General features: G+C 60.4%; 13 protein-coding genes and 1 tRNA gene. 3 read left to right on the forward strand and 11 right to left on the reverse strand.

All coding sequences use genetic code 11. From position 1 onward, the window contains the following. Window positions 1-74: 74 nt before the first annotated feature. The gene (gene cysE, locus NJC38_RS20835) at window positions 75-851 is read right to left on the reverse strand and encodes a serine O-acetyltransferase (RefSeq protein ID WP_045482599.1); all 777 of its coding nucleotides are present in this window, start codon (window positions 849-851) and stop codon (window positions 75-77) included. Next, window positions 851-1,618, reverse strand: coding sequence for a tRNA (cytosine(32)/uridine(32)-2'-O)-methyltransferase TrmJ (trmJ, locus tag NJC38_RS20840; RefSeq protein ID WP_253116935.1), 768 nt, complete (start codon window positions 1,616-1,618; stop codon window positions 851-853). The genes cysE and trmJ overlap by 1 nt, the downstream gene beginning before the upstream one ends. A gap of 214 nt (window positions 1,619-1,832) precedes the next feature. Here trmJ and suhB point away from each other — a divergent pair, with 214 nt between their 5' ends. Continuing rightward, a complete protein-coding gene (gene suhB, locus NJC38_RS20845; protein ID WP_045482604.1) occupies window positions 1,833-2,648 on the forward strand; it encodes an inositol-phosphate phosphatase in 816 nt (271 codons plus the stop codon). A 66-nt stretch (window positions 2,649-2,714) separates the two neighbouring features. On the opposite strand, the gene NJC38_RS20850 is transcribed toward suhB, so the two are convergent. From NJC38_RS20850 to queA, 6 genes are all read right to left on the reverse strand, one after another. Continuing rightward, window positions 2,715-3,251, reverse strand: a complete 537-nt coding sequence (locus NJC38_RS20850; RefSeq protein ID WP_045493718.1) for a glycine zipper 2TM domain-containing protein — start codon at window positions 3,249-3,251, stop codon at window positions 2,715-2,717. 110 nt (window positions 3,252-3,361) lie between these two features. After that, complete coding sequence (gene secF / locus NJC38_RS20855) at window positions 3,362-4,276, reverse strand: protein translocase subunit SecF (RefSeq protein WP_045482606.1); 915 nt, start codon at window positions 4,274-4,276, stop codon at window positions 3,362-3,364. 9 nt (window positions 4,277-4,285) lie between these two features. Continuing rightward, window positions 4,286-6,154, reverse strand: a complete 1,869-nt coding sequence (secD, locus tag NJC38_RS20860) for a protein translocase subunit SecD (protein ID WP_045482609.1) — start codon at window positions 6,152-6,154, stop codon at window positions 4,286-4,288. Between the two features lie 61 nt (window positions 6,155-6,215). After that, on the reverse strand, window positions 6,216-6,557 hold the full coding sequence (gene yajC / locus NJC38_RS20865; protein ID WP_045482610.1) for a preprotein translocase subunit YajC: 342 nt from the start codon (window positions 6,555-6,557) through the stop codon (window positions 6,216-6,218). Between the two features lie 52 nt (window positions 6,558-6,609). After that, window positions 6,610-7,725, reverse strand: a complete 1,116-nt coding sequence (gene tgt / locus NJC38_RS20870; RefSeq protein ID WP_162484342.1) for a tRNA guanosine(34) transglycosylase Tgt — start codon at window positions 7,723-7,725, stop codon at window positions 6,610-6,612. A 14-nt stretch (window positions 7,726-7,739) separates the two neighbouring features. Beyond that, window positions 7,740-8,804 carry a tRNA preQ1(34) S-adenosylmethionine ribosyltransferase-isomerase QueA gene (gene queA / locus NJC38_RS20875; protein WP_045482615.1) on the reverse strand — a complete coding sequence of 355 codons (1,065 nt, stop codon included), beginning with the start codon at window positions 8,802-8,804 and terminating at the stop codon, window positions 7,740-7,742. Window positions 8,805-8,925: 121 nt separating this feature from the next. Between queA and NJC38_RS20880 the strand changes: the two genes are divergently transcribed. After that, window positions 8,926-9,010, forward strand: a tRNA-Leu gene (locus NJC38_RS20880). A 332-nt stretch (window positions 9,011-9,342) separates the two neighbouring features. Beyond that, window positions 9,343-11,283 carry a methyl-accepting chemotaxis protein gene (locus NJC38_RS20885; protein WP_253116936.1) on the forward strand — a complete coding sequence of 647 codons (1,941 nt, stop codon included), beginning with the start codon at window positions 9,343-9,345 and terminating at the stop codon, window positions 11,281-11,283. A gap of 217 nt (window positions 11,284-11,500) precedes the next feature. Here NJC38_RS20885 and NJC38_RS20890 read toward each other — a convergent pair whose 3' ends face one another. From NJC38_RS20890 to NJC38_RS20900, 3 genes are all read right to left on the reverse strand, one after another. Beyond that, the gene (locus NJC38_RS20890; RefSeq protein ID WP_253116937.1) at window positions 11,501-12,442 is read right to left on the reverse strand and encodes a hypothetical protein; all 942 of its coding nucleotides are present in this window, start codon (window positions 12,440-12,442) and stop codon (window positions 11,501-11,503) included. A gap of 133 nt (window positions 12,443-12,575) precedes the next feature. After that, window positions 12,576-13,754, reverse strand: coding sequence for a GGDEF domain-containing protein (locus NJC38_RS20895; protein WP_253116938.1), 1,179 nt, complete (start codon window positions 13,752-13,754; stop codon window positions 12,576-12,578). 99 nt (window positions 13,755-13,853) lie between these two features. Beyond that, window positions 13,854-14,179, reverse strand: a 326-nt coding sequence (locus tag NJC38_RS20900; protein ID WP_253116939.1) for a transposase, incomplete at its 5' end; no start/stop codon positions are given.

Genomic DNA, 14,179 nt, shown 5'->3' on the forward strand with positions numbered 1-14,179 from the left:
CCGAGCAAAATAGTCGGACTTACAGCGAAATAGCGGGCGGGATCATAGCAAACATGGCACCGCAATGACACATTTCAAGCGCTGGCCTTGGCCGGATTGTCCTTGACGCAGTCGAATACCTCATCGCGCAACTCCGGCAATTCACCGGCGCAGTAGTCGCTGCCCAGCTTGTTCAGCGCGCCACACATGCCCTCAAGGCGCACGTCGACCGCCTGCAAGTGATCGAGCAACTGACCGATCGCTCGCGCCACCGGGTCCGGCATATCCTGGCTGACACCATAAGCATCGAAGCCGAGCTTTTCAGCCATGGCCTTGCGCTTGGCCTCTGTCTCATCGTCTGGCTTGGCGATGACCCGCCCCGGAATGCCCACCGCCGTCGCGCCGGCCGGCACCGCCTTGGTGACCACCGCATTGGAACCGATCTTGGCCCCCGCCCCGACCGTGAACGGCCCCAGCACCTTGGCACCGGCACCGACCACCACACCATTTTCCAGAGTCGGATGACGCTTGCCGGCATTCCAGCTGGTGCCGCCCAGAGTAACCCCTTGATACAGGGTCACGTCATCGCCAATCTCGGCCGTTTCGCCAATCACGATGCCCATCCCATGATCGATGAAGAAACGCCGACCGATCTTCGCCCCCGGATGAATCTCGATGCCGGTCAGCCAGCGACTGAAGTTGGAAACCATGCGCGCCAGCAGCTTGCAGTCAGCACGCCACAGTTTGTGCGCCCCACGATGCAGCCAGATCGCATGCATGCCGGGGTAGCAGGTCAGAACCTCGAAGGCATTGCGCGCCGCCGGGTCACGGTGGAAAACGCTTTGAATATCTTCTCGCAAACGCTCGAACATCACTGATCCTTCCGCTTATGGGGTTCACCACGTGCTGCTTTCTGAGTCTCCGTCAGGATGCCCCGCAGGATACTCAGCTCCGGTCGCTCGACCTCACTGCGCCCATACAGGCGGCGCAGGCGCGCCATCAGGTGGCGCGGCTTCTCAGGATCAAGAAAACCGATTGCCACCAGGGTCTGCTCAAGATGCGCGTAAAAACCTTCCATCTCATCCATGGTTGCCAGCTCGCTCTCACGCGCAGGCTGATTACTCGCCTGCGCATTAACCGGCACTTGCCCGGCCAGCCAGGCGGTACGCACTTCATAGCTGAGCACCTGAACCGCAGCAGCCAGGTTCAGCGAGCTGAAATCAGGATTGGAAGCAATGTGGACATGAAAGTGACAGCGCTGCAGCTCGTCATTGGTCAGGCCGGCATGCTCGCGACCGAATACCAGCGCCACCTCCAGACCTTGCGCAGCTTGCTCGACGACTTTCACGCCAGACTCGCGCGGGTTAAGCATCGGCCACGGCAGGCTGCGATCCCGGGCACTGGTGCCGAGCACCAGACTGCAACCGGTCAGCGCCTCTTCGAGACTGGCCACCACCTGGGTAGACGCCAGGATGTCATCGGCGCCGGAAGCTCGGGCATCTGCTTCCGGCGACGGAAAGACTCGCGGCTCGACCAGCACCAGGCGCGTCAGGCCCATGTTTTTCATGGCACGGGCCGCCCCGCCGATATTACCGGGGTGCGTGGTACCGACCAGGACAACACGAATGTTCTGCAACACCGCAAGCGCTCACTGACAAAATCAAGGGGCGCAAATCTTACAGAAACAGGCGTTCCTGCGCCATTAAGCTTGCGACACTTCGCCGCGCAGGCGACGGACGAACACGGGCTGCAACTCGTCTGCCGGGGAGCGCTGCAACAAAACCACGCTGGAAATAATTTGTCGCAGCCCCTAAAATGGCCGGCTCTCTTTAACAGCCCTAGGTGACCTATCCATGCAGCCCATGCTGAATATCGCGCTGCGCGCCGCACGCAACGCCAGCGAATTGATTTTCCGCTCCATCGAGCGCCTGGATACCATCAAGGTTGACGAAAAAGAAGCCAAAGACTACGTCAGCGAAGTTGATCGCGCTGCCGAGCAGAGCATCATCGCCGCACTGCGCAAGGCCTACCCGGACCACGGCATCCTTGGCGAAGAAAGCGGCATGCACCCAGGCAAAGGTGAAGGCGCCGACTACCTGTGGATCATCGACCCGCTGGACGGCACCACCAACTTCGTACGCGGCATTCCGCACTTCGCGGTCAGCATCGCCTGCAAATACCGTGGCCGCCTGGAACACGCCGTGGTTCTGGACCCTGTTCGCCAGGAAGAATTCACCGCCAGCCGTGGCCGCGGCGCCGCCCTCAATGGCCGCCGCCTGCGTGTCAGCTCGCGCCGCAGCCTGGAAGGCGCCCTGCTGGGCACCGGCTTCCCGTTCCGCGAAAACCAGCTGGATAACCTGGAAAACTACCTGGGCATGTTCCGCAGCCTGATCGGCCAGACCGCCGGCATCCGCCGCGCCGGTGCCGCCAGCCTGGACCTGGCCTACGTGGCTGCGGGTCGCTTCGACGCATTCTGGGAGTCGGGCCTGTCCGAGTGGGATATCGCTGCGGGCGCCCTGCTGATTCAAGAAGCTGGCGGCCTGGTCAGCGACTTCACCGGTGGCCATGAATTCCTCGAAAAAGGCCATGTGGTGGCCGGTAACGCCAAGTGCTTCAAGGCCGTACTGACCTCCATCGCGCCACACCTGCCAGCTTCGATCAAACGCTGATCGCAGCCGCATAAAAAAACCGGTCTTGATGACCGGTTTTTTTGTACCCGAATCAGGTGATCCCGATTATTGGGCCTGACCCAGAATCAACTGGCCGTTCTTGTCGACCGGAATACGATTACCTGGCTCTTCATTCATGCGCACCTTGCCGGTCTTGTCGCCCAACTGGTACTTCACGTCATAGCCAACCACCTTCTCGCTGATGTCATTGACTGTGTTGCAGCGAGTCTGGGTCGTGGTGTAGGTATCGCGATTCTGCATACCTTCCTGAATCTTGTTACCGGCATAGCCGCCGCCGGCCGCACCGGCCACTGTAGCGATTTTCTTGCCGTTACCGCCACCGACCTGGTTGCCCAGCAAACCACCGGCCACCGCCCCCAGCACCGTACCGACGATCTGATGCTCATCCTTGACCGGCGCCTTGCGGGTCACGGTCACGTCCTTGCACACCTCACGCGGCGTCTTGACTTGCTGTTTGACCGGCTCGACCGCCAGCACATCAGCGTACTCAGGTCCCTTGACCAGACTGTAGGTGGCAAACGCGCCACCGGCTGTCACAGCAACGGCCCCCAACACGGCACCCACCAACAGAGACTTGTTCACTTGAACCTCCAAAGCTTCTCAAGCGCAAAATTATTGCGATCTACCCAGCCTTGGAGCATAAAAAAAAGCGCGAGTTCAACACTCGCGCCTTTCTCGAACAAGCCTGACGTTTACGGCAGTTCGTCGACCTTATCGGTGGTTACCGGTGGAATCAGATCTTCAGCACTGAGTTTCAGCCAGATCAGCACCACGTTGGCGATGTAGATCGACGAGTAGGTCCCCGCCAGAACACCCACAAACAATGCGATGGAGAAACCTTCGAGGTTGTCGCCACCAAACGCCCACAGCGCAATGATCGCCAGCAGGGTCGACACCGAGGTCGCGATGGTACGCAGCAGGGTCTGGGTGGTGGAGATGTTGATGTTCTCGATCAGCGACGCCTTGCGCAGTACCCGGAAGTTCTCACGCACCCGGTCAAAGACCACAATGGTGTCGTTGAGCGAGTAACCGATGATCGCCAGCACCGACGCCAACACGGTCAGGTCAAAGGTGATCTGGAAGAACGACAGGATCCCCATGGTCACGACCACGTCGTGAACCAGCGAGACAATCGCGCCGACACCGAACTTCCACTGGAAGCGGAACGCCAGGTACAGCAGGATGCCGCCCAGCGCCAGGAGCATGGCAATGCCGCCCTGGTCGCGCAATTCTTCACCCACCTGCGGACCGACGAACTCGACACGCTTGACCGTCACCGGGTTACCGGCGTCATTTTTGCGCAATGCGTCGGCAACGCTGGTGCCCAGATGCGGGTCGTCACTGGGCATGCGCACCAGCAGGTCGGTGGTCGCGCCGAAGTTCTGCACCACTGCATCGTGGTAGCCGGCATTGGTCAGCTCCTGGCGCACCTTACCCAGGTCGGCAGGCTGCTCGTAGGTCAGCTCGATGAGCGTACCGCCAGTGAAGTCCAGGCCCAGGTTAAGCCCTTTGTAGGACCAACTGAACAACGCCAGCACAGTCAGGAGCATGGTCAGGGCGAACGCAACGTTGCGCACGCCCATGAAGTTGATGGTTGATAACTTCATGGCAGCCTCTTAAATCCACAACTTCTTGAAGTCACGCCCGCCATAGATCAGGTTGATCATTGCGCGAGTTACCATGATGGCCGTGAACATGGAGGTAAAGATCCCCAACGACAGGGTGACGGCGAAGCCTTTGACCGGGCCGGTACCCATGGCATAGAGAATCCCGCCGACCAGCAGGCTGGTCAGGTTGGCGTCGATAATCGCCGTGTAGGCACGGTTGAAACCTTCGTTGATCGCCCGCTGCACGGTCATCCCGTTGGCCAGCTCTTCACGAATCCGCGAGAAGATCAGTACGTTGGCGTCGACCGCCATACCCATGGTCAGGACGATACCGGCGATACCTGGCAGGGTCAGTGTCGCACCCAGCAAGGACATCAGGGCCAGCAGCGCCACCATGTTGAAGGCCAGGGCCACGGTCGCAATCACACCGAAGAAGCGGTAGATGGCGATAATGAACAGCGACACCAACAACATGCCCCACAGCGAAGCATCGATGCCCTTGGTAATGTTGTCAGCCCCCAGGCTCGGGCCAATGGTGCGCTCTTCAGCGAAGTACATCGGCGCAGCCAGACCACCGGCACGCAGCAGCAGGGCCAGCTCGGAAGACTCACCCTGGCCATTGAGACCGGTGATCCGGAACTGACTGCCCAGCGGCGACTGAATGGTCGCCAGGCTGATGATTTTCTTGTCTTCCTTGAAGGTCTGCAACTGGACTTCTTTCTCTACCCCGTCCACGACCTGTTTGGCGTAGGTGGTCACCGGACGCTGCTCGATGAAGATCACCGCCATGCTGCGACCCACGTTACTGCGCGTGGCGCGGCTCATCAGTTCGCCACCGTGACCATCAAGGTTGATGTTCACTTGTGGGCGACCGTGTTCGTCGTAGCTGGCCTGAGCATCGGTCACCTGGTCACCGGTGATGATCAGCGCACGCTCGACCGCAGCGGCCGGACGGCCACCCTCGCGGAACTCGAACATCTCGGTGGTGGCTTTGCTGTCATCGGGACCTGCACCCAGACGGAATTCCAGGTTGGCAGTCTTGCCGAGAATACGCTTGGCTTCTGCAGTGTCCTGCACGCCTGGCAGCTCGACCACGATACGGTTGGCGCCCTGACGCTGAACCAGCGGCTCGGCCACGCCCAGCTCGTTGACCCGGTTACGGACCGTGGTCAGGTTCTGCTTGATCGAATATTCGCGAATCTCCGCCAGCTTGGTCGGGGTCAGTGCCAGGCGCAGCGTGGCAATGCCGTTAAGCTCGGACGGGGTCACTTCGAAATCGGTGAAATTCTTGCGGATCAGGGCACGCGCCTGCTCACGCTCGGCATCGTCGCTGAAGCCCAGCTGGATGACGTTGTTCTGCTGCGGCAGGCTGCGATAGCGCGCCTTCTCTTTGCGCAACAGGGTTTTGACTTCGCCTTCGTAGACTTTCAGGCGCGCGTCGATGGCTTTGTCCATGTCGACTTCGAGCAGAAAGTGCACGCCGCCAGACAGGTCCAGGCCCAGTTTCATAGGGCTTGCACCCAGGTTGCTCAGCCAGGCCGGAGTCGTCCGGGCCAGGTTCAGCGCCACGACGTAATCGTCGCCCAACGCTTTGCGGATCACATCCTTGGCCGGCAACTGGTCTTCCTGCTTGGTCAGACGCAGCAAACCGCCCTTGCCATTCTCAGCCAGTGAAGCACCCTTGACGGCAATGCCGGCATCGGTCAGCGCCTTGCTGGCACGATCGACATCCGCCTGACTGACCTGCAAGGCCGTGCTCGTGCCGGTGATCTGGATAGCCGGATCGTCAGGGTAGAGATTGGGTGCGGAATAAATGAAACCGATCGCCAGTACTGCAACGATCAGAATGTATTTCCACAGAGGGTATTTGTTCAGCATCACGCCGCCCGCTTAGAACGCGGGGCGCCTTGCGCGCCCCGTCGATTGGTAGATATGAAACTCAGAGCGCCTTCAAAGTGCCCTTTGGCAGAGTGGCGACAACCGAGCCTTTCTGAATTTTCAGCTCAACGTTGTCAGACACCTCGATAACCACAAAGTCGTCAGTCACTTTGGTGATTTTGCCGGCGATACCGCCTGCGGTGACCACTTCATCACCCTTCTGCAGGTTGCCCAGCAGGTTTTTCTGCTCTTTGGCACGCTTGGCCTGCGGGCGCCAGATCATCAGATAGAAGATGACCAGGAAGCCGACCAGAAAGATCCACTCAAAACCGGAACCCGCAGGACCTGCGGCAGCTGCCGGTGCTGCACCGTCCGCAAAAGCGGGAGAGATGAAAAAGCTCATTTAGCGCTCCATTTGCATAATTAGTATGTAAAGCAGGAAAAACTCTTTGGTTTCAGTCCAGAGGCGGTACCGCAAGGCCGCGCTTGGCATAGAAGACTTCAACGAAGTCGGCCAATTTACCCTGTTGGATAGCCTCGCGCAAACCAGCCATCAGCCGCTGGTAATGCCGCAAGTTGTGGATCGTATTGAGCATGCTACCCAGCATTTCGCCGCACTTGTCCAGATGGTGCAGATAGGCGCGAGAGAAGTTCTGGCAGGTGTAGCAGTCACAGGTCGGATCCAGCGGCGAATCATCATGGCGATGGAACGCGTTGCGGATCTTCAGGACACCGGTGTCGATGAACAGATGACCGTTGCGGGCATTGCGGGTCGGCATCACGCAATCGAACATGTCGACGCCGCGGCGCACACCTTCGACCAGATCTTCGGGTTTGCCTACCCCCATCAAGTAACGGGGTTTGTCTGCTGGCATCTGGCCAGGGAGATAATCCAGCACCTTGATCATTTCGTGCTTGGGTTCGCCCACCGACAGACCGCCAATCGCCAGGCCGTCGAAGTCCATCTCGGCCAGCGCGTCCAGCGAGCGCTTGCGCAGGTTCTCGTGCATGCCGCCCTGGACGATACCGAACAACGCCGCATCGCTGTCGCCGTGAGCGATCTTCGAACGCTTGGCCCAGCGCAACGACAGCTCCATGGACGTGCGCGCCACATCTTCGGTCGCCGGATACGGGGTGCACTCGTCGAAGATCATCACGATGTCCGAGCCCAGGTCACGCTGCACCTGCATCGACTCTTCCGGGCCCATGAACACCTTGGCACCGTCCACCGGCGAGGCAAACGTCACGCCCTCCTCCTTGATCTTGCGCATGGCGCCCAGGCTGAACACCTGAAAACCACCCGAGTCAGTGAGGATCGGGCCTTTCCACTGCATGAAATCGTGCAGGTCGCCGTGGGCCTTGATCACCTCGGTGCCCGGGCGCAACCACAGATGGAAGGTGTTGCCGAGGATGATCTGTGCACCAATGGCCTCGATATCCCGTGGCAGCATGCCCTTGACCGTGCCGTAAGTGCCCACCGGCATGAACGCCGGGGTTTCCACCACGCCACGCGGGAACGTCAGCCGACCGCGACGGGCCTTGCCGTCGGTGGCCAGCAACTCGAAAGACATACGACAGGTGCGACTCATGGACGATCCTCCGGGATCGATTCCTGCGGCCCCGTGGGCGCGGGATTGCGGGTGATGAACATCGCATCACCGTAACTGAAGAAGCGGTAACCCTGCTCGATGGCTGCCGCATAGGCCGCCATGGTCTCGGGGTAACCGGCAAACGCCGAAACCAGCATCAGCAGCGTGGATTCAGGCAAATGGAAATTGGTCACCAGCGCATCGACCACATGAAAGGGTCGGCCAGGATAGATGAAGATATCGGTATCGCCGCTGAACGGCTTCAAAACACCATCACGCGCAGCGCTTTCAAGCGACCGCACACTGGTGGTGCCCACCGCAACCACCCGGCCACCGCGCGCCCGGCACGCCGCCACGGCATCGACCACATCCTGGCCGACTTCCAGCCACTCACTGTGCATGTGGTGATCTTCGATGCGCTCGACGCGTACCGGCTGGAAGGTGCCCGCACCCACGTGCAGGGTCACGAACGCGGTCTCGACGCCCTTGGCGGCAATCGCCTCCAGCAGCGGCTGGTCGAAATGCAGCCCTGCCGTGGGCGCCGCCACAGCACCGGCACGCTGGGCATACACGGTCTGATAACGCTCACGGTCCGCGCCTTCATCAGGGCGATCGATATAAGGCGGCAGCGGCATATGCCCGACCCGGTCGAGCAACGCCAGCACCGGCTCGGCGAACGCCAGCTCGAACAGCGTATCGTGGCGGGCAACCATGGTCGCCTCGCCACCGCCATCGACCAGGATCGCAGTACCCGGCTTGGGCGATTTGCTCGAACGGACATGGGCCAGCACGCGATGGCTGTCCAGCACCCGCTCGACAAGGATTTCCAGCTTGCCGCCGGAAGCCTTCTGGCCAAACAGCCGCGCCGGAATCACCCGGGTGTTGTTGAACACCATCAGGTCGCCAGGACGCAGATGCTCCAGCAGGTCAGTGAATTGACGATGCGCCAGGGCGCCACTGGGGCCATCCAGGGTCAACAGGCGACTACCGCGGCGCTCGGCCAGCGGATGACGCGCGATCAGGGCATCGGGAAGATCGAAGGTAAAGTCGGCAACACGCATGATGGTGGGGGGTCGTCCAGCAGGGCCGGGAAGTTTAGCCGGTTTGCCCTGAATAGTAAAAAACCCTCAAAAATCATGGTTGACCGAGCGTCGAGTGCTCCCTATACTTCGCGGCCATTGAGCCCTGATGGCGGAATTGGTAGACGCGGCGGATTCAAAATCCGTTTTCGAAAGGAGTGGGAGTTCGAGTCTCCCTCGGGGCACCAAACAGCAGCACCTCCAAGTCAACTAGCAGACTTGGATATAAAAAACCGGCCAGTTGAGCCGGTTTTTTTATGGGCGTCTTTTACCCCTTTGCTTCTTGATGACGCGTTGCGGCGCGACAGTCTGTGCATGTTCAGTGTTCTTAAAGCCCCCCTTCGCTAGCAAGACGGATCGCCGCCCGCTGCTCCTCCAAGCTTATGAACGCCCCCTGAACCAACCCCGCCCGCCCCATCAAGATTTCCCCCACCCCGCCGACATAATTTGCAATATCCAATGGCTACCATCCACCCGCGATGCCCCATTGACCCCTTCACATCGGACCGTGGTAGCCATAATGAAAATAAAGAACAAACTCGTCCTGGCCTTTGTACTGGTGGCTTTCATCCCTGTGAGCCTGGTTGCCGTGATTTCGGTGCTGAACATCCGCTCGCAGGCGGTCGATCAGTTCATTGATAGCAGCACCCGTGAAATTCGTCAGATCGACGGCAATATCCGGCAGTTTTTCGACAGCACCCAGCACAACGTCGACCAGATGGCCGCCGATCCGCAGTACACCTCGGTCGCCAGCCTGAAGAACTATCAGCCTGCCGATGCGGCCAGTCAGCCGTTGCCAGCTGCGGCCAAGCAGGTGATCGATGCGTTTGCCCGCTATGGCGAGACTCATCCGACGGCGGCGATTCTGTCTATCGGGCTGGAGGACGGCACTTATGCCAAGTGGCCGGATGATCCGCAGTTGTCCAAATATGATCCACGTGGCCGCCCTTGGTACAAAGCGGCCATGGCCAGCCCCGGCAAGACCGTGCGCACACCGGCTTATTACTATGAGAAAGACGCCGTGGCGCTGGTCGGCAGTGCGCGGGCGATGCTGGATACCGCTGGCAAACCCAAGGGGGTGTTTGTCGTCAGTGTCTCGCTGAAAAACCTCACCGAGCTGGTCAAGAGCATCAAGCTGGGTGAAAGCGGCTACGTGATGCTGATCGAAGACGGCGTGGTGCTGGTCGACCCGCGTGATCCGAGCCATGGCTTCAAGCCGCTCAAGGACCTGGGCGAGCCATATGCCAAGCTGGCAGCCACGACTCAGGGCTCTACCGAGGTCGAGATCAACGGCGTGCGCTACATGGCTAACGTCTGGACCTCGCCCGGCCTTGGCTGGCGCTATATCGGCCTGATCGAGCATCAGGAAGTCATGGCGGCGGCGACGCATATCAGCTACCTGATCGTCGGCATCGTCGTGGTGCTGGTGCTGATCTTCGCGGCGTTGGCAGCAGCATTTGCCCGGGTGATCGTCAAACCGATCGGCCAGGTCAGTACCGGTTTGCAATCGATTGCCGAAGGCGAAGGCGACCTGCGCCGCAATCTGGATGTGCAGGGCAAGGACGAAACCGCCGAACTGGCCGGCTGGTTCAACAAGTTTCTCGCCGCCATCCGCCAGTTGATCCAGCACATCGGCGCGGCCTCGGCCAATCTGCAGGACGCCTCGCGGGTCAACAGCGAAGTGGCCAACAATATGGATCAGGCGGCAGGCCGTCAGCGCCAGGCCGTTGAGCTGGTGTCCACGGCGTTCAACGAAATGGTCGCCACTGCCAACGAAGTCGCGCGGGCCTGCACCACGGCTGCCGGGTCGGCGGAGAGCGGGCAAAGCCGGGTGGCTGAAGGCAAGCAGCAGATCGAGATGAGCACCCAGCATGTCAATCGGCTGGGCCGGCGCCTGAGTGAGTCGTCGCAGGCGATGGTCGAGCTTGAGGAAGGCAGCCGCAGCATCAACCAGATTCTCGGCACCATCCGTGCGATTGCCGAGCAGACCAACCTGCTGGCACTGAACGCCGCGATCGAAGCGGCCCGTGCCGGTGATCAGGGTCGCGGCTTTGCCGTGGTGGCCGATGAAGTGCGCGCGCTGGCCAAGCGCACGGCGGACTCGACCGGCGAGATCGATCAGTTGCTCAACGCGCTGGGCGGCAAGACCCAGGAGGTTTCGCAGAAGATGCACAGTTGCCTGGAGCTGTCGCAGGCCAGCGTGGCATCGATTGAAAGTGCGCGCGACAGCTTTGAAGGCATTCAGTTGTCGGTCAACGAAATCCGTGACCAGAACCTGCAGATTTCCACCGCTGCCGAAGAGCAGCACAGTGTGGCTGAAGACATTAACCGGCATATCCAGCAGATCTACGACGAGGCAAGGCTGGTGGAAAGCCTGGCGCACTCGGCGCAGACCGACTCCGGCCGCTTGTCGCAGTTGTCTGATGAACTCAATGGACTGGTGGGGCGCTTCAAGTCCTGAATCTAAGTTTTCGCGGCTGAAGCCGCTCCTACGGGAATAGTCAGCTTCAAATCTTGAGATGAAGACGGCGGGCTTTAAGGCCCGCCGTCAGGTGACATCACATCAACAGGGCAATCAGGATGATCACCGGAATGGGTACACCAATAATCCACAGCAATAGCGAACGCATCATTTAGCTCCTTGCCCGGTCACGACCGGGTGATTGTCAAATCAACTCTCAAGTGCGACGGGCACGTTCCAGCGCGGCAGTTTCCAGTGGGTCATCGATCCACAGCGCGCGATCACGCTGACGACCGCCCCACAGCGCCGCAAGGCTGGCAAAGAAGGCGCCGCACAACAGGGCGATGAACGTCCACAGCGCGGTATGCGCGGCGACTTTGGCAGCGGTGTCAGCGGCCTCTTTTGCCGCAAGCTTGGCGTCTTCAATAGCTTGACGAGCCTCGCCATACACTTGGTCAACGCGCTGCTCGGCTTCTTGCTGGGTCATGCTGGTGCGTTGCGCGACGAACTGCGCCAGGTAAGCACGGTCGTCAGCGTTCATCTGGCCATCACCGGCCAAGGCCTTGTTGAGGATGCGGCTGGTCACCCCTTGCGCGTCGGTCTGGCTGGCCTGGGAAGGGTCGGCGCTGCGCAGCAGTTTGTCGATGAAGTAGCCACCGTCACCCTGATTCTGACCATCGCTCATCGCGCCAACCGCTGTGGCACCACCGGCGGCCATGGCCGCGCCCGCCGCCTGACCACCGACCTGAGCCACGCTACCGACCGTCGAAGCGACCGAACTGACCACCAGTGCAGCGGTGATCAGGGTCGCCACAGCCCAGGACAGGAAGCCGTGGCTGGTGTCACGGAAGTAGACCTCATCGCCGTGCAGGTTGGTCCACTTGCCACGCAACCGGCCTGCCAGGTAGCCACCCAGCGCCGACGCCAGGATCTGCGTCACCAGTAGCCAGACAATCGTCGATATACCCAGCGCCTTGGCGCTGACGCCCTCATCCCCCCAGGGCGACGAGAGCGCGAAGCCCAGCCCTGAGCCCAACAAAAGCAAAATCATGGATAAAGCTGCCGCACCTGCGGCACCGGCGAAAATCGCCGCCCAGGAGACGCCAGACTGGCTCGCCCGGTCGGGCGCGTAGGTGGTGTATTGCGCAGGTGTGATCATGATTGCAGGCCCTTTGGCAGTGAAAGGATAAGTCCCTCACTGGTTACGACCTGCGCCTGCGCTGATGTTTCAAAATATTAATGCCTGGTTGGCGCAAACGTCATGCGCCCCCGGTTGCTGGAGGCCGGGAACCTCACTGGGCCTGCAATGTTTGCTGGGGACCGACTGTCTGATCGACTATCCGCAAGGCATCGCGGCCGCTGCGTTTGGAGTCGTACAACGCCTTGTCCACCTGCTCAATCAACGCGGTGAGGCTGACCGGCGGCTCACCGAACAGGTTGGCCCCGACACTCAAGGTGACCGGCAACGGTGTCGGAAAGTGGTCTGTCGCGGCCTGCTGAAACTGCTCACGCAAGGCACTGCTGATGGCCTCGATGGACTCGCAAGACGCATTGCTCAGCAGGATCGTGAACTCATCCCCGCCCAGACGCGCCACCAGATCGCCTTTGGGCACCAGCGCACGGATCATCTCGCTGAGCATGACCAGCAGCCGGTCGCCCGCGGCATGGCCATGCAGGTCATTGACCGGTTTAAAGTTGTCGATATCGATCAGCAGCAAGGCGGCTGGTCTGGCAGCCGAAACGTCGCTGAGCAGACGCACCGCCCGGGCTTCGAACGCGCGGCGGTTATACAGCGCGGTAAGCGGGTCGCGAGCGGCCAACCGGGCGATCTGCTTTTCACGCTGGTAACGCTCGGTGCCGGTCATCGACACCGCCAACAGCATGATGGCGATCACCCCCTCGACCAGCGAAATCTGGATCACATGACCGCGCAACGCCGCCAGATCGACCAGCGTGCCCGGCGCAAACACCGACAGCCCTTTGCACAGGTAGAACAGACCATGGGCCAGCAGCACAAAGCGCAGTTGCGCCGCGCCGACACTCAACGAAAGGCCATGCGGACGTAGCAGAAAACTGGCCCGCAAGGTCACGATCGAGACCAGCAGCGAGTTGGCCAGCAGCATGGTTTTCGACCACTGCGGCCCTTCAGGTAATAACAGCATGGCCAGCCACACCCCGGCCAGCCAATACCAGGCGCGCGACAGCCTGACCTCCGTGAAACGTGCCACACCGAGCAGGAACAGCCAGTGCGCCAGCACCAGCAGGCCATTGGCGAACCAGATGCCGATGATCAGGATGCCGCTGTTGCGCAGCAACGCCAGGCTACAGCCGACGGTGATGGTGGTAAAACCCAGGCTCCAGAACAGTAGCGACGAAGCGCGGACACTGCGCCATTCAATGCCCAGATAGAGTGCTGCAGAAGCTGCGAGCGCGATAGAAAGGACCAACATGGTTGTTGGATCGAGCGCCATGGACTGCCAAGCCTGTAAGTGAGCAAAAAAAGGGGGGCGATTGTAAGCATTTGCGAGGATTTTGGCAGAGTACATCACTCGGTTGACATCCTCCCCGTCCTAAAGGGCGGGGATTCCCACAACTGGACGCTCATGCCCGAGCGCGAGAATGTTCTTTGCGGCGTTGACGTCGCGGTCGTGGGTGGCACCGCACCCACAACAAGTCCATTCCCTTATTCCAAGCCCTGCGATACCTCTGGGCCTCGAGTCCGGCAATTGCTTGCAGCTCGAACAGGTTTGGGTGGTGTTTCTCTCGCTGACAACCTTGAAAACCGTGCCTGCGTGATCGCATTTGTATTCCAGCATGGTTTTCAATTGGCCCCAGCCGGCGTCCAGCACCGACTTGGCCATCCTGGTTTTCGCGAGTTTCAGTGAGTTCACATCGC

It is taken from the genome of Pseudomonas sp. 21LCFQ010, from assembly GCF_024129905.1.
Lineage (GTDB): Bacteria > Pseudomonadota > Gammaproteobacteria > Pseudomonadales > Pseudomonadaceae > Aquipseudomonas.

What these genes read in the sequence shown, in the direction of transcription:
- NJC38_RS20885 (WP_253116936.1), top strand. Translation starts at nt 9,343, where the DNA reads ATGAAAATAAAGAACAAACTCGTCCTGGCCTTTGTACTGGTGGCTTTC.
- yajC (WP_045482610.1), bottom strand. Translation starts at nt 6,557, where the DNA reads ATGAGCTTTTTCATCTCTCCCGCTTTTGCGGACGGTGCAGCACCGGCA.
- secD (WP_045482609.1), bottom strand. Translation starts at nt 6,154, where the DNA reads ATGCTGAACAAATACCCTCTGTGGAAATACATTCTGATCGTTGCAGTA.
- tgt (WP_162484342.1), bottom strand. Translation starts at nt 7,725, where the DNA reads ATGTCTTTCGAGTTGCTGGCCACCGACGGCAAGGCCCGTCGCGGTCGG.
- queA (WP_045482615.1), bottom strand. Translation starts at nt 8,804, where the DNA reads ATGCGTGTTGCCGACTTTACCTTCGATCTTCCCGATGCCCTGATCGCG.
- secF (WP_045482606.1), bottom strand. Translation starts at nt 4,276, where the DNA reads ATGAAGTTATCAACCATCAACTTCATGGGCGTGCGCAACGTTGCGTTC.
- cysE (WP_045482599.1), bottom strand. Translation starts at nt 851, where the DNA reads ATGTTCGAGCGTTTGCGAGAAGATATTCAAAGCGTTTTCCACCGTGAC.
- NJC38_RS20895 (WP_253116938.1), bottom strand. Translation starts at nt 13,754, where the DNA reads ATGGCGCTCGATCCAACAACCATGTTGGTCCTTTCTATCGCGCTCGCA.
- NJC38_RS20890 (WP_253116937.1), bottom strand. Translation starts at nt 12,442, where the DNA reads ATGATCACACCTGCGCAATACACCACCTACGCGCCCGACCGGGCGAGC.
- suhB (WP_045482604.1), top strand. Translation starts at nt 1,833, where the DNA reads ATGCAGCCCATGCTGAATATCGCGCTGCGCGCCGCACGCAACGCCAGC.